The sequence below is a fragment of the Bacteroidales bacterium genome (assembly GCA_031276035.1).
In the GTDB taxonomy this organism is placed as follows: Bacteria; Bacteroidota; Bacteroidia; order Bacteroidales; family BM520; genus RGIG7150.
Genome location: JAISNV010000030.1, coordinates 1 through 23,118, shown reverse-complemented (window position 1 = coordinate 23,118; position 23,118 = coordinate 1). Strand labels below are relative to the sequence as shown.

Annotated in this window: 20 protein-coding genes; 1 reads left to right on the top strand and 19 read right to left on the bottom strand. The window is 30.6% G+C overall.

The window, feature by feature from the left end:
* The 13 genes from LBP67_07845 to LBP67_07785 form a co-directional block, all read right to left on the bottom strand.
* Positions 1 to 1,283, bottom strand: a 1,283-nt coding sequence (locus LBP67_07845) for a putative DNA binding domain-containing protein (protein MDR2084891.1), incomplete at its 3' end; no start/stop codon positions are given.
* A 46-nt stretch (positions 1,284 to 1,329) separates the two neighbouring features.
* A complete protein-coding gene (locus LBP67_07840) occupies positions 1,330 to 1,590 on the bottom strand; it encodes a hypothetical protein (GenBank protein ID MDR2084890.1) in 261 nt (86 codons plus the stop codon).
* Between the two features lie 2 nt (positions 1,591 to 1,592).
* Positions 1,593 to 2,246, bottom strand: a complete 654-nt coding sequence (locus LBP67_07835) for a hypothetical protein (GenBank protein ID MDR2084889.1) — start codon at positions 2,244 to 2,246, stop codon at positions 1,593 to 1,595.
* Between the two features lie 27 nt (positions 2,247 to 2,273).
* Positions 2,274 to 3,311 carry a nucleoid-associated protein gene (locus LBP67_07830; protein ID MDR2084888.1) on the bottom strand — a complete coding sequence of 346 codons (1,038 nt, stop codon included), beginning with the start codon at positions 3,309 to 3,311 and terminating at the stop codon, positions 2,274 to 2,276.
* 11 nt (positions 3,312 to 3,322) lie between these two features.
* Positions 3,323 to 3,865, bottom strand: a complete 543-nt coding sequence (locus LBP67_07825) for a hypothetical protein (GenBank protein ID MDR2084887.1) — start codon at positions 3,863 to 3,865, stop codon at positions 3,323 to 3,325.
* A gap of 9 nt (positions 3,866 to 3,874) precedes the next feature.
* A complete protein-coding gene (locus LBP67_07820) occupies positions 3,875 to 4,840 on the bottom strand; it encodes a hypothetical protein (GenBank protein ID MDR2084886.1) in 966 nt (321 codons plus the stop codon).
* Between the two features lie 324 nt (positions 4,841 to 5,164).
* Positions 5,165 to 7,519 carry a T9SS type A sorting domain-containing protein gene (locus tag LBP67_07815; GenBank protein ID MDR2084885.1) on the bottom strand — a complete coding sequence of 785 codons (2,355 nt, stop codon included), beginning with the start codon at positions 7,517 to 7,519 and terminating at the stop codon, positions 5,165 to 5,167.
* Positions 7,520 to 7,545: 26 nt separating this feature from the next.
* Entirely contained in the window at positions 7,546 to 9,711 is a 2,166-nt protein-coding gene (locus LBP67_07810) for a hypothetical protein (protein MDR2084884.1), read from the bottom strand.
* Between the two features lie 11 nt (positions 9,712 to 9,722).
* The gene (locus LBP67_07805) at positions 9,723 to 10,691 is read right to left on the bottom strand and encodes a T9SS type A sorting domain-containing protein (protein ID MDR2084883.1); all 969 of its coding nucleotides are present in this window, start codon (positions 10,689 to 10,691) and stop codon (positions 9,723 to 9,725) included.
* A gap of 45 nt (positions 10,692 to 10,736) precedes the next feature.
* Positions 10,737 to 11,642, bottom strand: a complete 906-nt coding sequence (locus LBP67_07800) for a T9SS type A sorting domain-containing protein (protein ID MDR2084882.1) — start codon at positions 11,640 to 11,642, stop codon at positions 10,737 to 10,739.
* A 685-nt stretch (positions 11,643 to 12,327) separates the two neighbouring features.
* On the bottom strand, positions 12,328 to 12,828 hold the full coding sequence (locus LBP67_07795) for a hypothetical protein (protein ID MDR2084881.1): 501 nt from the start codon (positions 12,826 to 12,828) through the stop codon (positions 12,328 to 12,330).
* A 22-nt stretch (positions 12,829 to 12,850) separates the two neighbouring features.
* The gene (locus tag LBP67_07790; protein MDR2084880.1) at positions 12,851 to 13,771 is read right to left on the bottom strand and encodes a relaxase/mobilization nuclease domain-containing protein; all 921 of its coding nucleotides are present in this window, start codon (positions 13,769 to 13,771) and stop codon (positions 12,851 to 12,853) included.
* Positions 13,752 to 14,114, bottom strand: coding sequence for a MobC family plasmid mobilization relaxosome protein (locus tag LBP67_07785; protein MDR2084879.1), 363 nt, complete (start codon positions 14,112 to 14,114; stop codon positions 13,752 to 13,754). Before LBP67_07785 ends, LBP67_07790 begins: the two co-directional genes overlap by 20 nt.
* Before the next feature lie 789 nt (positions 14,115 to 14,903).
* Here LBP67_07785 and LBP67_07780 point away from each other — a divergent pair.
* Positions 14,904 to 17,315, top strand: coding sequence for a hypothetical protein (locus LBP67_07780; GenBank protein MDR2084878.1), 2,412 nt, complete (start codon positions 14,904 to 14,906; stop codon positions 17,313 to 17,315).
* Between the two features lie 76 nt (positions 17,316 to 17,391).
* Here LBP67_07780 and LBP67_07775 read toward each other — a convergent pair whose 3' ends face one another.
* From LBP67_07775 to LBP67_07750, 6 genes are all read right to left on the bottom strand, one after another.
* On the bottom strand, positions 17,392 to 17,871 hold the full coding sequence (locus LBP67_07775) for a GNAT family N-acetyltransferase (GenBank protein ID MDR2084877.1): 480 nt from the start codon (positions 17,869 to 17,871) through the stop codon (positions 17,392 to 17,394).
* Positions 17,872 to 17,911: 40 nt separating this feature from the next.
* Positions 17,912 to 19,042: a hypothetical protein gene (locus LBP67_07770; GenBank protein ID MDR2084876.1), complete on the bottom strand. Its 1,131-nt coding sequence runs from the start codon at positions 19,040 to 19,042 to the stop codon at positions 17,912 to 17,914.
* A gap of 7 nt (positions 19,043 to 19,049) precedes the next feature.
* Positions 19,050 to 20,060: an ATP-grasp domain-containing protein gene (locus tag LBP67_07765; protein ID MDR2084875.1), complete on the bottom strand. Its 1,011-nt coding sequence runs from the start codon at positions 20,058 to 20,060 to the stop codon at positions 19,050 to 19,052.
* Positions 20,047 to 20,463 (bottom strand): YbaK/EbsC family protein, encoded by a 417-nt coding sequence (locus LBP67_07760; protein ID MDR2084874.1) that lies wholly within the window; start codon positions 20,461 to 20,463, stop codon positions 20,047 to 20,049. Before LBP67_07760 ends, LBP67_07765 begins: the two co-directional genes overlap by 14 nt.
* Positions 20,464 to 20,479: 16 nt before the next feature.
* A complete protein-coding gene (locus LBP67_07755; protein ID MDR2084873.1) occupies positions 20,480 to 21,457 on the bottom strand; it encodes a tyrosine-type recombinase/integrase in 978 nt (325 codons plus the stop codon).
* Between the two features lie 149 nt (positions 21,458 to 21,606).
* Positions 21,607 to 23,004: a site-specific integrase gene (locus tag LBP67_07750; protein MDR2084872.1), complete on the bottom strand. Its 1,398-nt coding sequence runs from the start codon at positions 23,002 to 23,004 to the stop codon at positions 21,607 to 21,609.
* Between the last annotated feature and the right edge of the window lie 114 nt (positions 23,005 to 23,118).

The window sequence follows — 23,118 nt, the reverse complement described above, 5'->3', positions numbered from 1 at the left end:
AACTCTTGCTGTAACTCTTGCTGTAACTCTTGCTGTAACTCTTGCTGTAACTCTTGCTGTAACTCTTGCTGTAACTCTTGCTGTAACTCTTGCTGTAACTCTTGCTGTAACTCTTGCTCTGTCAAATAATCAAGCTTTACAAATTGAACTTGAAAGGATAAGCCCGTTTCCCTCCATCGAAAACCAATTTGAGGATATTCTTTCAATTCGTCTGCTATGAGTTTTAGTCCATTTCCCCATTGATCTATAATTCCCATTTGTTTAAATACCGGTGCAATAATTTTATTCCTAGCATCACTTTGACGGCTTTCCATTGCCGAATAATCAATAGAAGGAGGTAAAAGTCCAGGAGATGTTATTTCAATCATATCATCGTAAATAGCTACTTTAACATCTTTCCCTATTAGTGAATAATCCCGATGTACAATAGCATTTCGTATAGCTTCCCGTATAGCATTAACCGGATATTCCCAACGGGAAACAGTATAGACACCTTCTACAGTAGCCCCTTTATTTATGTGACGCAATACAAAATTATAAGCTTCTTCTGCTTGCTTTGATATGTTGGAATCTATACTTTTTTGGTCGATAAACTCTTTTGAATCAATTCCTTTAAATCGTGCACACTCTACTTTGGCAAAATGAAACATCGAACGGCGAAGTCCATCATCCGAAAACAAAATCAAAGCATTGGTCGGATATTCTATTCCTTCTACATTTTTGACAAGTTCCAGTTTTCGCAAGGTTTGACCATTTAACTTTTCACCCGTTCTATTCTGAAATTCATCTTTGAAATTATCAATATTCAAATTTTTTACAGACTTGTCCATTACCAATTCACTGTCAAACGATACATTCCGTTTTCGGCGTTCCAATTCGGCAATGATTTCTTCGTCAGCCTGACGATTAGACGATCCAACACGGATATAGGTTCCTTTTAGCTTGCCTTTATCTTTCAAATAATAAGGAGGCATGCTCCCGCGGTATACTGTTACCCGTATAAAATGTTTATTTTCATCTGTAAGAAAAGTAATTTCCGGTAAAATAGCCGGATAGCAACGATCAAATATAATATTACTCACCTGTTCTTCAATTGAAATAAGGTCTTCTTCCGGTAATCCGACAATCTCTCTTGGATTATTCTGTATGCCAATGAATAATTCTCCACCGGCATCATTTGCAAAAGCTATGATTGTTTTTGCCAAATCTGCACGTTCGGGCAAAGACTCTTTAAATTCTAATCGCCTGCCTTCTGGTTGTTTTATGATTTCTTTGATGTTCATGGACTTTTGCTCTCTCTTTTACTAAACAATCAAATAAACATTTTATTTATTTCACTTTGTTCAATATGTTTATTATACAATTAGCAACATTTCCTCCTTTTTCAACAAGGTCTGTTATCAGTTTATTTCGTTTGGTTGTATCATGTATTGTCGATTTTAGTGTTGAAATTGTGTCGGCATCAACACACTCCTTTTCCAAATCACTTATAAATTGTTGAAATTGGATGGCGTTTAACTTTGTAATTTTTTGTTTTGCTTTTTCGGCAGCATCATCGGCAGCACCTTTCAGTTTATCGTATCTGTCCATTTTTAATCATTTTTAAATATTTCATTGATTTTGTTTTTACTTTCATTATGCACTTCTATGGTAGTTTGAACTTTATCTAGTATTGTGTCTGCTTTTTCCATATACTGAAACATGATATTTTCCACATTTTTAACCTCAGTGGGTAATAAATTGTTACGCATTTCCTGAGCCTCATTTACGCTTGAAATATTTTCTGTTATTGTTCTGTTCATTTGTTTGGCTTTTTCATATTCACTTTGAATGGCTGATATACATTCTATACGGGTTTTCTCCAAAGGTTGAATCATTGAATCCATAATCTCTGTACGTTTTTCATGGATAACCTGAATGATTTCTTTTAATGCTTCCATTCTGGTTTCTGCATCATTGGATTCGACTGCTTCTTCCCAAACTTCTTTTACAACCTCATTTTTAAAAAATTCATCTAAAAAAGCCGGATACCATTCTTTTTCTATAATTTCTTCCGCATATTGTTTTTTATCTTCAAAATATTTGTTTACAATCATTATATGATTGCTCTCCAATGCAGTAATTTGTTTTTCCAACAATATAGACATTTCAACGGTTGCCTTAGGCAAGGTTGCGCAGGATACAAACAGTACCATAGCCAATAAAAATAATATGCCTAAATATTTGTTTTTTAAATTCTTCTTCATAAATACATATTTATCATCAATAATCTTTTACAATTCTTCTTTATAATAAACTTTGTAATATTTTCCTTTTTCATCAATTCCTTGTTCTATCAAGTCCCTGTTACCATGAATATAAATATGAAAATTCTTATCTAATTTGATAACGCTTTTGAAAACACGGGCTTGTTTCTTAACTGCCTGTTCGGAGATAGTGAAATTATCCATCATCTCAGTATCATATTCTTTTTGATAATTGACTTTATATTGATTAAAGGTGTCTATGATTTCGGGTTGAGCGATGACTTCGTTCGCAAATTCTTCCATATCAAAATTATCATTTTCTTTGAAGAATTTTACAGATCTGTTCAGAAGGTCTATTTGGTCGGCTTTGGAGACTTCAAATTGCTGTGGAAGTTCATCCTTGACAAAGTTTTTATATAGCGATAAAACATTTTGTGTATTGTAATATTCATCTTTGCGTTGACGAACATGTAAAAAATCGTCTAACCAATATTGTGCTTCTGCACCTTTGTTGGTATTATCAACTACTGCTACCACATAACCATTTTCTTTTTCGGTGTTGAAAATTAAACAACCTTTATCCAATTTGTTGATATTAACGCCTTGTTGGCTTTCTATTTCAAAACTATCTCCGGCAGGATAGACTTTCAAAAAAGTATCTTTGTTTTCGGACTTAAATAATCCGATTGCATCAACAGTCTCACCCTCAATAATGCAATCTTTGAAATAAACCACATAAAATTCACCGCCTTTTATCTTGGGATGCGTACTTTGTTCGTACAAATGTTTGGCAAGATTTTGTGATTGTTCTAAAAGTGAATCCGGATTATCGAAAATCGCCGCTACACAAGAGAATACTTCATTCATGTTGAGGTTGATGTCATGATAAAAGTTGAAGTATTCAGAGGATTTGAAAGAAAACATAAAATAAACACGCAATAATTTGTTTATTTCATTATCTAACTTAACTTTTTGATTTGATAATTTAATTATTTCTTCATTGGATTTATTGCCTACTTTGTGAATAGATAGGCTATCTATTATTGTCAATTCTGTATAATTCATTTTTAATATATCTATTTGTTAATATCATCATATAACATAGCATACATTTCTTTCAAAATCATAGTAATGATAATTGCAAATTGTATAAGTTGAATTATAAGTAAGCCATTACATATTTTTGAAAATATGACTGAAAGATTGTTGCATTCATATGTTAATAACGAAATATAAGCCAGAGTAAATACTATAATTAATCCTGCCTTTACGATTGAATATGAGATTAGAGAAACTATGTTTTCAGCAAAAGTATTATATCTTGTAAGATAGCTTTTATTTTCATCACTTTCATCTTTTGAAAGCTGTTCTTTTCTTGTTCTATAACTATTTGTCACTACAAACAATAAAGTAAACATCAATCCCGCAAAAAGACCTATTCCTCCGATAATATCAGAAGAAATGCCTTTTGATATAAAACAATCAAAGTGGCATAATATTATTGCAAATATAATAGGTATGAGCCAATAAATTAAAAAAAAAGTAATTCTTTTGCTTTCTCCTTGTATAGCATTAATGCCATCTTTGCAAATTTCAAAAATGTTTAATCTCTTAAGCATAATTATGGTTTACTTATAGTTAATGGCTATCTTTATATCATTTAATATAGAATTAGTGTGTTTTCTTATTTTGTCAAAATCAAAATGATTGCTAACTGATTGTTTAAGTATTTCAGGCAAAAAATTTGTTGGGTTAATTTTTAGATTTTTTGCCATACTTGTATGTGTTTTATGCCCATTTTCATCAACATAATGAGCAATTACTTCATAATCGTCTTCCTCTTTTATATCAAAATCCTCTAAATTAGAACCTAATGTTTTTCCACTTTTCCTAAATTTATCCCAAAAGTCATTTACACTTTCTTTAAAACCAGAAACTTCGATTTTTATTTTCAAATTATCAAAATCAGTAAAAAGAGGATTTAATAACTTCCGCTTATCTTTAGTTAACCTTTCTTTAACATATGTTATTTTATAAACATTGCTATGCTCTTTATATTTTTCAGCTATGCTTTCTGGTATGTAAGGAGTTATTATTATACTATATCCGAATGTATTAATGTATTTTGTCAAATGAATTTTTACTAATTCTGTTATTGTATGATTAGAATAGCTTTGCACCATTAGTACTCCTGTATTATGGTCATAAGGTGTCCAAAATTTAAAAAAGAAAGGTAAGGTTGCAATGTCATCTTTTTCAAGATTCCCTGTTTTCTTTTTGGAATTATTTTTCTTATAAATGGATTGTTGCATGTCTGTTGGACCGCCAAAGATTTCCCCATTTATTACATTGGAGTAAAAATCTATCTTATAACGAGTTGTGGATGAAGATGTCATTCCCTTGTTTCCGTCAGCATTCATTTTAAATTCATTATTAAAATAATTTATAAAGCCTTCAACAAATTTCTCATATGCCTTTTTCTTGTTTTTGTCAATTTCATTAAAAAGAACCTTGAAGTCAAATAAAGTATCGTTTCTTCCTCCTTTTTTCTTTAAAGAAACTCTAAAGATTTCTAATTTTAAGTTTACTGACATAATATTATTTTTTAAGTTTCTATTTTTTTTGTTTCCGAGTATGTTCGTCGTTTTTTATATTCAATAGTTATTTAATATTGACCAAATATATTCCGTCCTAATTTTAATTGAAAATTTCTTGAATTCGATTCAAACATTTATCAATACAAAGATATATAATTCGCAAAGATAAGAAATTTTGTAATATTTATGAGAATTTATCTATTTATCCTGTGTTTTACATTTTAGTTTGTTTTTTAGAGTTTAGGGATACTAGCATAGTCAACTTGGATAAATATAGCATAGAGTTAAATTCTCTATTTATGGAAGACTAACAAACCAATCTCACATCTTCACCCATTTCTCGGAGATAATTTCACCATCATTAAATACCCTGTAAATATATATTCCGGGTACTAATATGGATATATCAAATATATTTATCCCTTTTTGAAGTTTATAGGTTGTTTGGGTTACACCGTTGACATTTATTAGTTCGAAATTACAATTATCTATTTCCGAGATTACTGTAATCTTATCTGTGCCCGGATTAGGATATATTGTGATACGATTTTGGTTGGTAGTTATTTCATTGACAATTGATTTCTGACTTTTTAAACCCTCATCTGTATCTTCATTAAATGTGTTATCATAACATATATCGTAAAAGAAACACAACACTCCTTGTGCCATTACGGAAGATAATCCGTATGATTTTTTTGCAATACCGTTTAATTTCTCTATTTCATCTTTTTTCAATTCGGCAATAGTTCTACCGCTTTTCATAATTCCATACTTGAAATTATATAAGGAAACATAGTTATCATGTTCTATAAATTCTTCCTCGTTCAAATCGAACATCTTAGGTATTAATTCCAGTGTTTTGAAGCCTTCATTATATTTTCCCATTTGGTAATATGTTTCGGCAAGGGAATATTTGGCATTTAAAGTGTACATCTCATCATACCAGTCTCTAATTTTTCCGAGTTCAATAATACTATCTGTTTTTAAAGCGAATAATGCCTCATTACTTATTTCAGCCATATACTCGGTTAACAATAATATTTCTGCATGATAAACCATTGCATCGTTCAACATTTTTTTATCCTCAATAATATCATTATAGTAATTTGTTAAAACTTTATCAAAACCTTTAGCATAAAAATAACTCATCATTTCAGAATATTTTTTGTTTAGTTCCGAATATTCCGTCAAAGATGATTTTGCTTTATAAGTTATTCCTCCATTTCCCAAAGTATCGGAAATAGAGCTTGCACACAATGTACTGCCGCAAGGATTAGCTCTTGCATTTAATTTGCTAATATTGTTGGTGCAGTTTACGGGAGTTTTCCTTGTTATTGAATTATTGTAATAATAATTAACAGTATTGCTTGAGTTTACATATAAATCATAATTACCTGTTTGAGTAAACAAATTGTCGGCGCCGGAATTAGAAGAACCTTGTTCACTTCGTATAATTGATTGTGCCGTAACAAAAATATCATTGTTGTTTTCGTACATATTATTGCAGGCAAATTGTAAGCCGGTTGAGGGGAAATCTCTTCCAGGAGGTATTAGGGCAGTTGTTTTTATTGCATAACCCGTTTTATAAATCCGGTTTCTGTATATTTTGTTTTCATCCCTTCCCGGATGGTTTATATGGATACCTGTTGAATTTTGATCTCCATTGGAATATATCTCATTGCCTTCTATTTTATATCCCGTACATTTATCTATGTATATTCCTGTAGGAAAATTGTTGTAAGGTGTTTCCGATGACATGTTTAAACGAGATAATTGAAAATTGCCGAATCCTTTGAAAGATATTCCTGTAATATTATTAGAGAAATGGCTTCTGTCTATTCTGATGGCATATTGAGAGCCTGAGCCTGTTGAGACAATGGCTTTATCAAAACCTTTAAACACGGAGGGTGTAGGTGCATTTTTGCACTCGCAGCTCGTTAGATTATAAGAGCTGCACTGTTGATCTATTATATAGCCGGCATTTTCGGTATATATTGCTTTATAACGGTTTGAGGTATTGCTTGTGTTATTTTCGAAAGTGCAACCGTAAATTTTTACTCCTGTAACACCCCACATAGATATATGCGATTCGAATTCAAAACCGCTGTTCTCGAATAAATTGCTATCATCCACAATAAAAGTACAATTTTTAAAGTAACTTACATTCTGGCGGATTGTTTGTAAGCCTGTTGGAGGATATGCCCAAAATACTGCTGATTTACGATTGTTTTTAAAAGTAGTATTTTCGGCATAAATTATTCCACCGGTTGTAGAGTAGTTATCTTCAAGGTCATAAGTCATCAAGGCAAATCTGGCGTTTTCTATAATGGCACTATTTTTCAACTCAACAGCACCTTGATACTGTGAAGTTTGCGGCATTGTGTCGTTACCTGAGATATGGATGCCATACCAGGTTTTATCGAAACATGCATTTGTTAATACTCCACCATCAACAATTAATTTTGCACCGGGCTTAACAATAATTTTACAATCACTTGTCATTTTCATAGTTGAATTTACAGTTAGTGTTATTCCTGTGTTGATAACGACATCATTAGTAAATGTTATTGGTTGGTTTATTGTAGTATTGCTTGTTATGTTAGAGTTTACCCAAATATAAGGATATATTAAATGTCCGACATTACCGGAATATATGATTTTTGACAGGTTTTCCATTCTAACTGATGCATTAGGATGAAAAATTATATTAGCCCCTCAACTATTAATTGTCCTTTTATTTCTAATATAGCACAATCTTCTACCTCTAAAGTACAACCCGCTTTTATGATTAAGTCTGCTCCTTCGGAAATAATATATTTTGAACCGCTTTTTAATAATATTGTACTTCTTTCGGTGACTTCTACATGTGAATTGGAATTTTGACAAAATATTGAATTTTCTTCACATGTAAATAATGTTGGTGGAGCAAAAACGCCTGTAATATTGTCTCTTTCCGTTTGGTAAACCGTGTAATTTTGTTCAAAGGTAATGGTTTTATCCGGTAATAAATACAGTTCTTCTTTTAAAACAATATCACCCGCCCAATTTACATTTTCTTTTACATCATAATCGTCCCATCGAATATCTACTTTAAATACCTCTGTCCCATCAGCCAATGTATAGGCGTAGTTCATTTTGATACTTAACCCTGTAAGATATTTCTTCCTTGTATCACGGTAATTATCTTCTTTAACATATACATTGGGATTCGCTGTGTAATATTTTGCATAATAGGTATATGCATTGATAGGAGGAGGATTTGAACTTATATCCATTTTGGTTCCCGATGTAAAAGCATCTAAAGTATCACCATACCAAATCAATTGATTATAAAGAATATTATCCTTCCATTTATTGCCCACAAATGTAAAGTCATCAAAAAGATGTAAATTATTATTTGAGGTTATTATTGCCTCAGTTAAATCATTAGTACCAGATAGAGGATTAGATCCTAAATATTCAAATGTTGGTCGGGTACTCCAAGGAATACAATCATTAATATTATTCTTATATTCCATATTATAATTTCCTTCCCCACTTATCATCCTGAGATTATCGGTTTCTCTGTTGTAGAAAACAATAGAATCTTCACCCTCAAGGATATCTTTTCCTACCTGTATATAGCTATAAATACCTGGAGTTCCTAATGGGACACAATTTACGTTTGGATAAAAATGATAATTGAATCCATCTAATTTCCCGTTTCTGCCTACCTGATGATTTTCTAACCATATATACTGATTAGAAGCTTCTTCACTGTCTTTATAAGGTAATTTAATCCTGATAACATCTCCATAAGTAACAAAATCTCTTAGATAAAATGTCTGAATACCTGAAAATTGTGAAACAATATCACTATTCTTGCCACCGGCTGCAATCCTATGAGCAGTATTGCTTGGATGTTGCCAACCTAAACGCCAACGTTCGTATGCATTACACGACCTGAAACTATTTCCGCTATTAAATAAGCCAAAACCTTGTTGTTTGTAGATAAAAGTATTTATACTTTTAGTGCCAAGGTGATTTCCTCCGGAAGTATGGAATTCATTTCCGCCAAGTAATCCATGTGCAAATTCATGTATAAGAATGGAGCCACTATGTTTTAAACTAATAATACCTATACCGAACATTGTCCAAGCTTCAATATTATACTCCACATTCGATATTTTAATCTTTTTATTCATTCCTGAAGCTGTAACTCCGCATCCCGGTCTAATTGTACTGCCTCCATGAATTAAAGTAGGATTTAAAACAAAAAATGCAACATAATCTAATTTATCATTATTTGTAGGAGTAGGAGGGTAACCACAAGTAGCATTATCGTAATCTGAAATAGAATTATGGTTATAATAAGCTTGAAGACCTCCTTCGTTATTTATAAAACTTAAAGTGCTATCCCTTAACTTGAGATACTCAAAACTTCCTCCATCTGATTGTATTTGGGATTGCCTGATTCCAACAGAAGTAAAATCTGCCAGTATAACCAAAGAATCAAAAGAACACTCGGACATATATTTAGTAAAAAAACCTTGACGAGGTAAGGTATTATGTGTATCAAATACATCATCAAAATATTGTTTTGGTGGTCGTAAATTTATTCCTCCAATAGTGTCGGCTTCCCATCCCCACCCATTAATAATATTAGGATCTAAATCAGGGGTAACATCATAAATAATATTTATAAAAATAACCAACATCCTATATGTACCTTTTGTGGGGAAATCATATCCATCCTTAGAATTACACAAATATTTTGCAGATGTTTCACTAGAATCAGGTGTAAGACATTCATCGTAAAAATCAATATATTGTGCAAAACTGCTAATACTAATCAGTAATGTAATTAATGTGATAAAAGTCTTTTTCATCGTTGATTAATTTAAAAATTTATAATTTTTCTATTTATAATTTCATTATTAGCACTTCGTATATGCAATACATATATTCCCTTGGAAAACTTACTGATATCAATCTCAAAACTTGTTTTGTTCGAAATGTTTGTTTTATACAGCATTTTGCCTGAATAATTAAAAAGGTTAATCTGACCATTGAAAGACTGACCAAAAGACAGGCACAGTAAGCCGCCTTGTATAGTTTCATTAACCATCGGTTTATTTTCCAAATCTTCAATTCCCGTGTAAATTATTAGGCAGTTAGATTGGTAAACATCCGGGTAATAATGAATTAATTCTTTTTCGGTTTCGTAACATAATGAAATAGGAATGCCCCTAAAACATGACACGTTAAACTCAGGAAGATCTAACATAGGCGAAATATTGGAACCCATAGTTTCAATAAATGTTAAATGGTCATATTTGCTTACCCATTCATGGTAAAACCGGGCGGAAGTACGAATATGCTTTAAATCATTCAAATAATAAATACTGTCAACAATAGCATAGGCAATATTTTCTTCCGAAATAATTAAATTCTGCCATTTTAATTCATAATCAAATATTTGAATCGAATCTCCAACATCTAAAGACATATCTGATACGACAATTTCAGAAAACTCTCCTGTATCACCCGATTTATATCTAAAAAAGAGTTGGCCTGTCGTAGAATTTTCTCGCATATATGCAACAGGATTCTCAGTAACAGGAACACTGGTACTACTAGTGTCATGATACATATCAAAAAGGCAAAAATATGTAATTCCATTTATTTCCTCTATCCTATCATGTGGTGATAAAAATATTTGGGAATACGAATACTCGCACTCCTGGTAATAAACCGACCATTTGGTATATTCCTCACCAAAATAGGATTTGTAATTTTGTGCATTTGCTGAAAATATTCCGAGTATCAAAACTATCTGGAATATTGAAATTCTTGTAAAATTTTTCATAGTCAATTTATTTTTAGTAGTTTGTTAAAGTTATTTCATAACTGTTTATTTTTCAATTACAATTTTTTGTATTATATCTCTTTCCTTGGTTGAAAATCTAATAAAATAAATCCCTTCTTTTATGTTCGAAATATTTATTTGTGTTGTTTTAGGTTGATACTGTTCAATAACTTGACCGTTAATATTGATTAATGATATACAATTAATATCTGAATTATCTGTATTTTGTATGTGTAATATATCTTTTACAGGGTTAGGATAAATATTAAACTTACTGTAATTCTCAATTAATAATGAAGATTCAAAACAAGTTTCATAACTTGAGTTATGGTATAATAAAGTTTCATTTTGCCAATGGCAGAGCAATTTATAAGATCCACCTGTAATAAACCCTCCTAATGTTTTCTCTAAACCAAAACTACTTCCAACCCCTTCTATCCAAAACTCAGGTACATGGCAATAATCAGATAGCCAAAAAACTTTCCTCTCTTCCCCGTTCTCCATTAATTCGTATGTTATAGATTCTATTATGATATCTCCTCCTTCATATATTTCTTCCGGTAATATATCTCCAACTTCTAAAGAAAAATCATATAGCATTCTTTCCCATCCACTTAATGAACGTTTATACAAAATTTGTTTGTTGTCATTCTCTCTTATATAAAAATCTATTACCCAATCATCTGGGAAAATTGCGTTCTCTCTTGCAGTTCTATATATCTTTTTGTAATAAATATCATTAGCAATAGTGTCACCGTATATTTTATAATATACGGTATAATAATCATAATTAGGTAACCCGCTCGGATCACTTGTGAAAACAAGTTCACTCCAAACCTTCCCTTCTTCCACTAATGGATAGTAATCATCTGTATTGTTTTGTGCGTTTGCAGTAAATATTCCAAGTATCAAAACTATATGGAATATTGTAATTCTTGTAAAATTTTTCATAGTCAATTTATTTTTAGTAGTTTGTAAAAGTTATTTCATAATTATTTTATTTATATTAATGCACTATTTGTATTTTTTTTTGTTTGGATAGCACCTTTCTTCTCCAGTTTCAAAACATACATTCCGGCAGATAAATCCGATGTTTGAATAACTGCATTTTCTTCTTTTGGCAAGTATTAAAATGATTACCATATTTGTTTCCCTTATCTACATTTTTATGTTTTAGCTCTGCCATTTGAAAAACGTTAAAACGGCGGAGCATTATTTGGCTAACTCCGTTTTGCAAAGTTCCCAGATACTTCGCCTACACCAATATCCATTTTTGTATAAGAATGAGAAAAAACCACTAAAAATTTCAGGGAAAACCAAAGGTAAGTGACAGGCAAAATAAATCCTTCGCATAAAACAACAATTATTATTTTGTACGTGTAAAAGCCATTGGGCTGCCGCTAAGAATGCTGACTTCATGGTTTTTACTTTTTCATTTCACAAAAATAAATTATTTTTATACACAAAAACAAATAAAAAGCAATTTTTTTGTTTAAAATGACACAAATAACTAATTTTCAGGAGAATTATTTTTTTAGCAATGTTTAAAAATATGAAAAATTGGTATGAAATTATTTGGTTGATATTATTCTTGTTTCTTTAATTGTTCCTGTTCAATTTTTAACCGTTCAGTTTCCTATTCCTTCAACCGGACTTTTTCCAAACGTTTGGCTTCTTCGATTACCGATTTTTCGTATTGCTTGATGTATTTGCTGATAATTTTCGCGCTATCACGGTTATTCTCAAAAATGTTTTCCAGATTATATAGTATTTCCGGTGTTGTTTCGCCTTGTGTTTTAATATAACGGTATTTCAAATCATTATCTTTATAAGAATGAATTGTTCCCCATTGGTTATATATTACAAAAAAGCAAATAAATATTGAAACTAATATGCCAATAAATCCGTAAAACACCTTGTTTGAGGCGATGCTGATAATATGCCGATGCTCGGTTTTTATAGGTTTATGGATTTCTTCAATTGTTTTCTCCAACTTATTTACCAATAAGTTCATAGCTGATAAATCCGGTATTTCTATCTCAGGTTGAATAATCGTTGTATTTTTATCTCTATCTTCCAGAAGCTCTTTGATTTCTTCAAAAAGCGTATAAACTTCTTCTATCTTCATATTTCCCATATCTTCCCGTTTTTTATATTAATTATAGTTGTCTCCCGAATTTCCGTTTTTTCTTTTTTAATCGTTGTTTGTGTGGATATAGAGAATCGTCATATCCGTTTTCTGTTTGCGGACTAAATAAATCTCCCAAAACAGAACCCACTGTTTCAATAGTTGAATTTAACACATTATCGGAAGAATTTATTTGTTGTGATTGATTTTTGTTCTGGTTTATTGCATTTTGGGATAACTGATAATCTATTTTCGAAAAACTGAATTGCCTGTCAATTTTTGAACCGTTGAATAAATATCCATTTTTCCCAAATCGTACACCTTGAATTTCATCGGAATTACCTTTGTGTTTAAACTCCGTTTTTATTCCCTGCTTTTGCAATTCTAAAATCAATTGTTCCCAATTTTTGCACTTCGGGACTAATGATTCCAACGAATCATTGATTTCATATTTGGTTTTATCGGGTTCTTTCAGGCGGTGTCTTTTCACATTTTCTTTACCTGTGGAGAAATATAAACTGTATTTTTCGGTCAATTCCTTGCAGATTTTCTCACTGCGGAAACGGTCGTTGCTGTCGGAAATAGTTTTCCCGTTGTTATCTACACGGTTATAAACCAAATGAATGTGTGGATGTTCCTTGTCGAAATGTCTGCCGATGATGTATTGTGTGTCCACTATACCCATTCTGCTCATGTAATCGCGTGCGATTTGTGCCATCAATGTGTTCGATAATTTGTCTTTATCCTGTGCGGAAAAGTCCAACGAAATATGACAAACCGGCTTTGAAACGCGATTATTCATGTTTGCTTGCCTGACAAAACTTTGAATAACAGAATCCTTATCCCTCAAACGAAGTCCGTCATAATCAATAATCTCAGTGCCTTTATTTTTATCCAAAATATAATTGATTACACCTTTGAAATCTTTCCCCTTAACTATTTTTGCCATCATTTTCTATAAGTCCTATTATTTTATCAATCTGTTTAAGTAAGAGCAGACATTCATTCCGGGCATTGGAATAACCTTCGGCGTTGGCTTTCCGTGCAATCTGGTTTAGGTTGTTTCCCATGCCGGAGAGTTTGCGGATATAATCGTTCAATTCGGGTGTCAATCTCGGCAGAATAACACTTCCGAGTAAACACTGGCGGATAAATTCGCTTCGACAAATTCCCGCCATCTTGACTTTTGTTTTGAGTGAAATATATTCTCCCGTGTCCAACTTTACTGTGATTAAATATTTCTTCTTCTCGCCTAATTTCTTTATGGGACGACCGCCTGATTTTTTCTTTTCCATAACTTGATTTTATGTTTGAATTCCTACTTTTGAGACCAACGGGATAACCTCCCATTCAGGGGAGCAAGTGGGTTTTGGTATTACCAAAACATAAACTTGCTCTTAACTCTTTTGTAAATAAAAACCGATTCTTCTTTGAACGGACTTTTAGATGTTTCAAAATAGCAAAAAAATTGTTTAAATGTTATCCATTAATACATCCGGCAAAATTATAAAATAATGTATGATACAGCATTAAGCCACAAGCTGCCACCTTTTTTAAGGATATTTAGGAATTTTTCCGGAAAAAATAAGAATATGTCAAATTGTAATCTATCGATTACGCTATTTATTAATCAATTGATTAATACAATTAACTTAAAATTGATAAATCGGTAGAGCAATCAATCAAGAAGAGAATATTATTTTGATGCTAATTGGAAGGGAACTACCTTGTTTCCTGTTTTTTTCTATATTTTTCATAATCCTGACTTTTTTTTGTTGCTGTATCGGAGCCGGTGTACTGACCATGTTTCGGATACTTGAAAAGGTTGCCGTAATCCGCTAAGGACAAATTTTTGCAAAACAAATACGCTCTTTTCTTAACTTAAAGGGAAAGAGGAAGATTTTTTTAGCAAACTAATTTGGACGGCAGGATTAGGCAATGTACCTTTGTATCCGAATATGGTTAAAGTACATGCTCATGATATATTATTAAATGAGGAAGAATTATATAAAGGAAAATATAGAAAAAAGAATAAAATTATTTTTATATCTTTGTCGGTGAATAACTGATAACTATTTATTATCATGTCCCGAGAATTTGTAAATCGAGAAAAAGAGTGCGCTGATTTGTCATCAAGATTAAATTTTGAAGAGAAGTCTAAAATCGTTTTCATCACAGGAATAAGCGGAATTGGCAAAAGTGCCTTTTCTAAAAAAGTTCTTGAAAAGAAAAAATGCATCAGAATGGAAATCAACGATTTAATAGGAGACATGATGCCTGGTGCTTATATTCAAGAGTTAGCGAGGGCTTTTAATAATTACTATGTGACCTCAAAAAAGGAAAAATTATCTTTTAAATATTATTTTAATAATATTTTAACCCCCCATCTTAAAAAGAGGAATTTATTAATTATTGGCAATGCCGCAAAAGATGCTGTTCCTTGTGGGGTAGGAAAATTATTATATACAGCCACAAAAATGATTTTTAAATTTGAAAATTATGATTATAATATATTTTTTAATTCAGGGAATAACGATATTCTTCAAACCCTTAGGGATTATATTGAGTATGTAATTCGTAAAGACAGACTGATTGTAGTGATTGAAAATTATCAAAAAATAGATTATTCTTCTAATGATTTCTTTAAGAAAATTATTGCCCAATCTTCTTACGCTAATTTTATCTTAGAATACACGATAGATGATTCTTTTAGTAAGAGTAAATTTGAAGAAATTCAGGCAAAAGATTTTCCAAATACAGATTTATACTTAATCAATCTTGCGAGGATGAATCTATCTGAATATTTGAAAATGTATCCAGATAATGAGATTGCCGAAAAATTGAGAGATTCATTTTTAGAATTTGATGGAAATATAAGAAAACTCGAAGATGGAAATTTGTTCTTTAATATGAGAGGTAAAGATATTATTCCATTTAATTCTTCAGTTAATGAATTTAATTATACTAAAACACATATTGATAGTTTAGAGAATAATTTGAAACTTGTATTAAGTGCAATCATAGTTCATAGGTTACCAGTAACTACAGAATCGTTAAAATCATTTCTAGAATCGGAACATTTTAAGGATTTATGGATAGATTTAGAACCATGTTTAAAAAAGCTAACCAAACATGAATTAATAAAAACTGATAGAGAGTTTATTTTTGTCAAGCATGATTTTATATCTAAAGAAGTTTTATCAAATAATTCATTTGATCGATTTGTTTTACCAAGTTATAGAATTTGGATAGAATACTATCGAAAAAGATTAGAACAAAAAGATTTTTCTTGTTACTCGAAAAACAAAATTTATCATCTTTTATTCACCTTTTACTCGGCAAATAATGATTCCGGTAATCTATTCAAACTTTTACCAGAAATAAAGAGAGTGGCTCTCGAATCCACATATCCCGATAGTGCTGTTGAATATATAGAATTATTGCGAAATAATGAAAATTATTTTACTTCAGTAGAAATTCAGGATTTAATTAATTTTGCACTTATAGATATATATTACACTCTTGGCATATTTGATAAAGCATGGGATATATTAGCGGAAATAAAAACCACGTCAAACCGATATACTGCATATAGAGCAGCGTTATTAGATCGTTTAGACAGACATGAAGAGGCTATTACGTATATACTAAATACTTTAATATCAGAAACAAATGATAGATTAATTTTAATTTTAAAATTAATATTGATGATATCATATCGTTCTTTAAATAATTATACAGAATGCCAAAAAATATATTTAGATATGATGAGCAAAGCAGAGTATGCTAAATATGAAGAATATGGTTTTTTATTAAGGAATAGTGAGATTGTTTTGCCATTATCCAAAAGTATTAAGGAGTTGAAAAAAAGTATCAGATTTTTTAAAAAGAAAAATTTATGGATTGAAATGGGGCAATCATATTTAACTCTTTCTTTATTGCATACATGGAATAAGGATTTCAATGCGGCCCTTTCTAATTTGGATATTGCTGAGCAACTATTGTATAACGAGACATTTGAACGGCATATCTTCTTTAATGACAGAGCTGTTATGTATATGTATCAAAATAATTTTTCGGGGGAAGTTGAAAATTTTTTAAGGGAAGCGCGTAAAACAGTAATGTGCAGTTTTGACAAATTAACTATACATATTAATCATCTTATATACTATACAAATTCAAATAAATTTAATGGCATATATGAAGACATTGTTAATTCAACTTTGAGTCTTTTAGAGGAACAACCTGACAAAGTAATGCACCGACTTGCATATTATACAATTGCACAATATTACAAAAATTACAATATGGATTTATTTCATTTTTATATGAAAAAATCTTATGAAGTTCATTTATTCTTATCTTTTAGAAAAAATAATTATTGGGATGAACGATTTTCGTATTATGAGTCGGCTCAAACAACCAAAGACGATATTGGTACGTTCGATCTGGGGCTTATTTCATATTGGCATTTCAGGATTCCGGAAAACATCTGATTTTCTAAATTTTATTCAGATTTCAATAAGTTTTTTGTCCATTCAGATATAGTGTAATGTAGCTATCCGAGGGAGACTATACAATGGTGTAATGTAAAGACCATTCATCATTTTCCAAATGATCGTATTTACCTTCAATTGTATTGTAGAATTGTTTAGCCGTTTCATTCTTTCCCCATACACCCCACTTAATTGCAGAGATTTTTTCTTTCTTTGCTATCTCTTTCAATTCAATGAATAGCTTTTTACCTATTCCCATATTTCTATAATCTTGTGTGACATATATCCCTGACAATCTATAATGAAATACAGGAGGTGTATTTGCCATGTACAGTTTCATCCATGATATTTGCCCCACAATATTTCTGTCAATTTCTGCGACCAACGTCCATCTGGTTGGATTTTCCGAGAAATTTAACTCCAATATATCTTTTTTGTATTTTTCTTTTTGAGTTTTATACTCTTTCTTAAAATTTGAATTTTCGTGGTATATGAAAAAATTCTCAAAACCCTCCCATAAATCTCCCAAAATATCTATGTCAGATTTGACAGCCATGCGAATGTTTATTAACTGCATATCCATTACTTATTTCTTATTATTTTACTTTAGGGTTTAAGTTCTTTCCCCATTTCTTATAATTATATAAATCCGGAAGTTCTGTGCTTTCCACTAAATAATCAATATATTCTCTTTTAATCTTCATATAATGGTTTTCACGAGAATTGACAATCATATACAGTACAGCCAGTTCATGCTCTGACATAGAAGAATTAGACAATTGTAAATAGTAGTTTTTTTCATCATTTATATTTAAATTTAATTTTTTCTGCCCTTCTAAATATTTATCTATATACATGAACTTTGACCTGATTAACTTAAAGTATGGTATTAAATATGAGCGTCTTCCAATAAACCAATATACTTGTTTTTTTTCTTTTAACTGAATATATGCATAATTCCAAAACAATGTAAAACGCTCTTCTTTATATAAAACTTCTAAATCATCATTATCTATGTTAACATACTTTTTTATTTGATTACATATATTTACGTAATCTTCTTTGAGTATTATATCTTTATACATTGAATATATCAAATCAATATTGTCTCTATAATTGTTTGGGGTTATTCCACTTATTGTAATTGATACTGAGATAGACATTATTTCGTCTTTTGTAAGAGTACTCCCATCAATAGATTGAATATTTAAGTCTTTTATAATATAAAATAATGCTTGTATTTCATAAAAAAGAAAATTGAAAGACTGATGTCCCTTACAGACATTTATAATTTCTATTTCATTTACAAGTTCATTGTACATATTTATAAAGAGAAAAAAACGACTTTCAAATCGTTCCCTGTTTGCCTCTGTTCTCGTTTTCTTATTATAACTTGTTTGTACCCAGAATGCAAAAAAGGTCAATATTGCTCCTATTAATGCCACTAAAATGCTTCCGGCAGCAATATATAATTGTTTTATATTTATGTAATCAGATATTGGAACATACGTTTTAGCTTTTGTATTATTTCCGTTAAAAATATGAGAATCTAAGGAGTTGTCCAAATGATATATTTTATTTAGTAAAGTCTGATTTCGATCAAGAGAATTTATAATACATGTATCATTTAAATTAGGAACATTGATTTCTTGCGCATTAACTATATTTGAGATAAATGAAATAAATAATATAATATAAATTCTGGAAAATGTTTTATGAGATGCCATAATCATTTCATTGTAATTGGTTGTTATAATTTTCTGTATTTAATAAAATCATCCGGAGCATTTCTGTATATTTTATACCGTTCAAATTAAATGCATCAGCGAAGGTTGCTCCTTTCCCGAAATGAATATCGGGAGATAATTCTATTAAATAAAAATCTTTACCGTCATATCGTCCATCAATGCGTAATTCTTCTACTTTACCAAGATTCTTAAAAAGAGACATAGCATTATTCAATATATCATTGGAAAATTCATGAGTAATCAATCTATGAGACAGCACCATGTTGCTATTCTCTTTTTTTACTTCAAAACTAAATATATTATTTTCAAGATCATATGCATTATCTTCAATGAATAATTCTACAACTTCGCAAAAAAGAATTTTTTCTTGATTACCCATAATAACAATGCTAACTTCTTTTCCTTTGGCGAACTCTTCTATCAGGATAGGTTGTTTAAAAATAGAAAACAATTCTGAGACTTTTGAAAGAGTTTCTTTGTAACTATTTACTAAACAGTCTTTTGAGATTCCAATAGATCCTCCTTCAAAATTAGGTTTAATCACTATTGGCAGTTTTAGATTATTAATCAATAGTTCATCGAGATTACTACCTTCATAAAAAAAGTAATTTGGAGTATTTATGCCATTTTTCAGAGAAAACTTTTTTGAGAGGATTTTGTCTTGACATATTATATTTGCATAAGTATCTGCACCCACATAACAAATGCCGTATGCTTCACATATAGAAGGAATAAGTGCTCTCCTATTACGAGACTTTCGACCAGACCATATCGAAAATACAATATCGTTTTTATGTTGAGTTATATTTTCTAAAAAACTGGCAGGAGAGTTGTAATAAATAATATTGTGACATATTGAACTTAGCCCATCGTATATATCTTCAAAATAGCGATCTTCGATAAGTTCCAAATTATCAGAGGATAAACCGACACCTTTAAAGTTGTCAACTCTATCTGCAATTAAAACAATATTTTTATTAATCTTACTTGAGTTCATAACTAAAATCTCCTATTATAATGTTTGACAATTGAAAAAGTTCTTTTGTGAGGAATTTTATTCCTTCGTTATATTTTGAATTGTTGGTATACATGAAATTCTGCTCAAATACATTTGTACTGATTAGATTATATTCACAAAAAGGAATATTCCAGGGATTCACCAGTCCTTTTCCCAAATCAAAATATTGAAGTTCTTCTGTTGATAAGAATTTGATAGATTTATTATGAAATAGTTTTTTTATTGCTTTGGAGTTAATCTTATCCCCTCCTCTTAGATGGACGGATATTTTTTTGTGAGATACTTTTAATAATATTGTTTTTAACTCTTCATTGATAGATATTTTTCTAGCCTTTGCAGCTTCAGCACATGTTATAACTGGATGATGATATAAAACGTCCATAATAAATAGTTATCAGTTATTCCTTCATAAGTTGAAATTTACGCCGGGGGTGCTTTGTTGTTAGAATTTTCTTTTGTTTACTCATATTGACGTGGGTATATATTTGAGTAGTAGAGATAGAACTATGTCCTAACATGTTTTGAATATATTTTATATCTACATCTTCTTCAAGCAATAATGTGGCAAAAGTATGTCTAAATGTATGTGGAGTAATGTGTTTAGTTAATCCGGCCTTTTTTGCATATGTCTTAATCATTAACCTTACAGATTGGGTGGATAGGGGAAGGCCTAACCTGTTTATGAAAAAGAAATCACTTTGATCTATTTGTTTTTTTATGGATTGGTAATAATTTTTGATAATTGTTAAAGTTTCTGCCTGGCAAACTTGTATGATACGTTCTTTATTTCCTTTGCCAAGTACTTTTAGTACACCATTTTTCAAATTAATATCTCTACTGCTCAAATTACATATTTCCGAAACCCTTAATCCGGTAGAAAATAGTATTTCAACAATAGCAATATTGCGGAGTTGGGCTTTGTATGTATATTTTTCTTTATTTTTATTTTCAGAAAGTTCATGATACATAATATTTAATATCTTTTTTACTTCACCTAATGTCATTACAGAAGGAAGAATATGCGGCTCTTTAAATCTTATTTTAATTTTGCGGAATGGATTAATATAATGTTCGTCTTCATATTCAAGATAATTGAACATAGCTTTTAATGAAGCTATTTTCCTTTTTATAGTTTTGGGTTTAAAATGAGATATTTCTTGCAAATAAGATTTCAATACTTCTTTTGTTATACTACTTATTGTTTTTTCTTCAATAACATTTCCTATATATGAATTAAATTGCTGAAGGTCTATTTCGTATGCCTTTATGGTTTTTTTATTTAAGTTTTTCTCAAATTGACAGTGGAATAAAAAGCTGTCAATTACTTCACTAACATATTTTCCATTTAATTTTAAGCTTAAGATTTTTGGATTCATATTAATTATTTAGTTTTATAATATATTTTGATGTAGAAAAATCAGAACTTTGACTCTATAAAAAAAGGGCTAAAAAGCCCTTCATTTGCAAAACTATAATAATTTTCTTCGGTTATAATGATATAACAAGAGAAAGTAATATCTAAGATTTAAGAAACATTTTCAAATGCTTTTAACAAAAGTGAAGATTTTTCTTTTTCTGATAGATTATACCACATATTAGATATTAGTTTTATCCTTTCAGAATCGTTGGGCAAATCAACAGGAAAATTAAACACAGCCATTTGTTTTCCTAAAGAAAGGCATTCGAAGATTTCATCAAGGTTAGATTTTTGTTTAATCTTTTTTTCTTCCAATTTTTGGGCAAAAATAGCCATGTCATCACTGATTTTGTTATCAGTGATTTTCGCATATATTTGAGTCGTTTTTATATTTGTGTGACCAAGCATTTTACTCACACTTTCAATGGATACACCTTTGGTAAGCGTTAAAGTGGCGAAACTATGGCGAGCGAGGTGGAATGTGAGATTCTTGTCTATACCGCATACATCTCCAATTTCTTTCAAATAAGCATTCATCTTTTGATTGGTAAGAATCGGTAATACTTTTCCATCGGGTAGAGTATCGGCATATTTGTCTAAAATCTGTTTTGCAACATCCAGTAAGGGAATATTGGATTGTATATTCGTTTTCTGTCTCTTAGTCATAATCCATAGTTTTCCGTCAAAAGAGGTACGGATATTTTTCTCTCTCAAATTGCTTACATCAACGTAAGCAAGCCCTGTATAACAGCTGAAAATGAATATATCCCGCACTTGTTCAAGTCGTTTCGTCTTGAATTTCTTCTCCATAATGATTTCGATTTCCTCCAAGGTTAAATAGCCTCTATCAACTCTATCGAAATGAACTTTGTATTTGGCAAAAGGGTCGTTGTAAATGTACTCGTTATTCCTTGCCAAAATCATAATCGTTTTAAGGCGTTGCATGTGTTTTGCTGTGCTATTTTGAGGATAACGGCAAACTGTCTTCAAATAAATATCGAAATCATGTATGAAAAGATAATTCACGTCTTTTAAGGCGATGTCGGATAATTTGTACTTATCTTTAAGAAACTGTTCAACCCGATTTTTTGTACTTACATACTTTTGATAAGAACTCATACTTTTTGAAATTCCAATCATACTTTTGAAATCCTCATTGTACTTTGTGAATAACTGTAATAGTGTCATCACATTTTCGTCCGTGCCAAAAAAGATATTTTTTACTTTTTCCGCAGTAACATCGGATTCGCGTTCTCGCAAATCTCGATAAATTTTTGTCATCGTTACTCTGATGCTGTCAAGGATTGCATTAACCTCTTGAACATCTTTTGTTCTGCCGATTGCTTTTCCGGCTTTTACGCTCCAAATTTCGGGATTAATATCCACTTTTGGAGTAAATTGAACATAATGCCCATTTACTGTAATTCTGCCCATCACTGGGACTGTTCCATTTTGCTTTTGATTGTTCCTTTTTAAGTAAAAAAGGATGTTAAATGTACTCTTCATTACTTACTTTTTAAATTACAAAATTATTTTAATTATCTAAAAGTAAGTTCTATATGAGGCAGTCAAATTGCGACTGCAACCTGCCAATTTCGGTCATCTGTACCCCTTAATACA

What these genes read in the sequence shown, in the direction of transcription:
- LBP67_07830 (MDR2084888.1), bottom strand. Translation starts at nt 3,311, where the DNA reads ATGAATTATACAGAATTGACAATAATAGATAGCCTATCTATTCACAAA.
- LBP67_07765 (MDR2084875.1), bottom strand. Translation starts at nt 20,060, where the DNA reads ATGAACTCAAGTAAGATTAATAAAAATATTGTTTTAATTGCAGATAGA.
- LBP67_07760 (MDR2084874.1), bottom strand. Translation starts at nt 20,463, where the DNA reads ATGGACGTTTTATATCATCATCCAGTTATAACATGTGCTGAAGCTGCA.
- LBP67_07775 (MDR2084877.1), bottom strand. Translation starts at nt 17,871, where the DNA reads ATGGCTGTCAAATCTGACATAGATATTTTGGGAGATTTATGGGAGGGT.
- LBP67_07825 (MDR2084887.1), bottom strand. Translation starts at nt 3,865, where the DNA reads ATGCTTAAGAGATTAAACATTTTTGAAATTTGCAAAGATGGCATTAAT.
- LBP67_07815 (MDR2084885.1), bottom strand. Translation starts at nt 7,519, where the DNA reads ATGGAAAACCTGTCAAAAATCATATATTCCGGTAATGTCGGACATTTA.
- LBP67_07820 (MDR2084886.1), bottom strand. Translation starts at nt 4,840, where the DNA reads ATGTCAGTAAACTTAAAATTAGAAATCTTTAGAGTTTCTTTAAAGAAA.
- LBP67_07785 (MDR2084879.1), bottom strand. Translation starts at nt 14,114, where the DNA reads ATGGAAAAGAAAAAATCAGGCGGTCGTCCCATAAAGAAATTAGGCGAG.
- LBP67_07780 (MDR2084878.1), top strand. Translation starts at nt 14,904, where the DNA reads ATGTCCCGAGAATTTGTAAATCGAGAAAAAGAGTGCGCTGATTTGTCA.
- LBP67_07835 (MDR2084889.1), bottom strand. Translation starts at nt 2,246, where the DNA reads ATGAAGAAGAATTTAAAAAACAAATATTTAGGCATATTATTTTTATTG.
- LBP67_07755 (MDR2084873.1), bottom strand. Translation starts at nt 21,457, where the DNA reads ATGAATCCAAAAATCTTAAGCTTAAAATTAAATGGAAAATATGTTAGT.
- LBP67_07770 (MDR2084876.1), bottom strand. Translation starts at nt 19,042, where the DNA reads ATGGCATCTCATAAAACATTTTCCAGAATTTATATTATATTATTTATT.
- LBP67_07750 (MDR2084872.1), bottom strand. Translation starts at nt 23,004, where the DNA reads ATGAAGAGTACATTTAACATCCTTTTTTACTTAAAAAGGAACAATCAA.
- LBP67_07790 (MDR2084880.1), bottom strand. Translation starts at nt 13,771, where the DNA reads ATGATGGCAAAAATAGTTAAGGGGAAAGATTTCAAAGGTGTAATCAAT.
- LBP67_07810 (MDR2084884.1), bottom strand. Translation starts at nt 9,711, where the DNA reads ATGAAAAAGACTTTTATCACATTAATTACATTACTGATTAGTATTAGC.
- LBP67_07800 (MDR2084882.1), bottom strand. Translation starts at nt 11,642, where the DNA reads ATGAAAAATTTTACAAGAATTACAATATTCCATATAGTTTTGATACTT.
- LBP67_07795 (MDR2084881.1), bottom strand. Translation starts at nt 12,828, where the DNA reads ATGGGAAATATGAAGATAGAAGAAGTTTATACGCTTTTTGAAGAAATC.
- LBP67_07840 (MDR2084890.1), bottom strand. Translation starts at nt 1,590, where the DNA reads ATGGACAGATACGATAAACTGAAAGGTGCTGCCGATGATGCTGCCGAA.
- LBP67_07805 (MDR2084883.1), bottom strand. Translation starts at nt 10,691, where the DNA reads ATGAAAAATTTTACAAGAATTTCAATATTCCAGATAGTTTTGATACTC.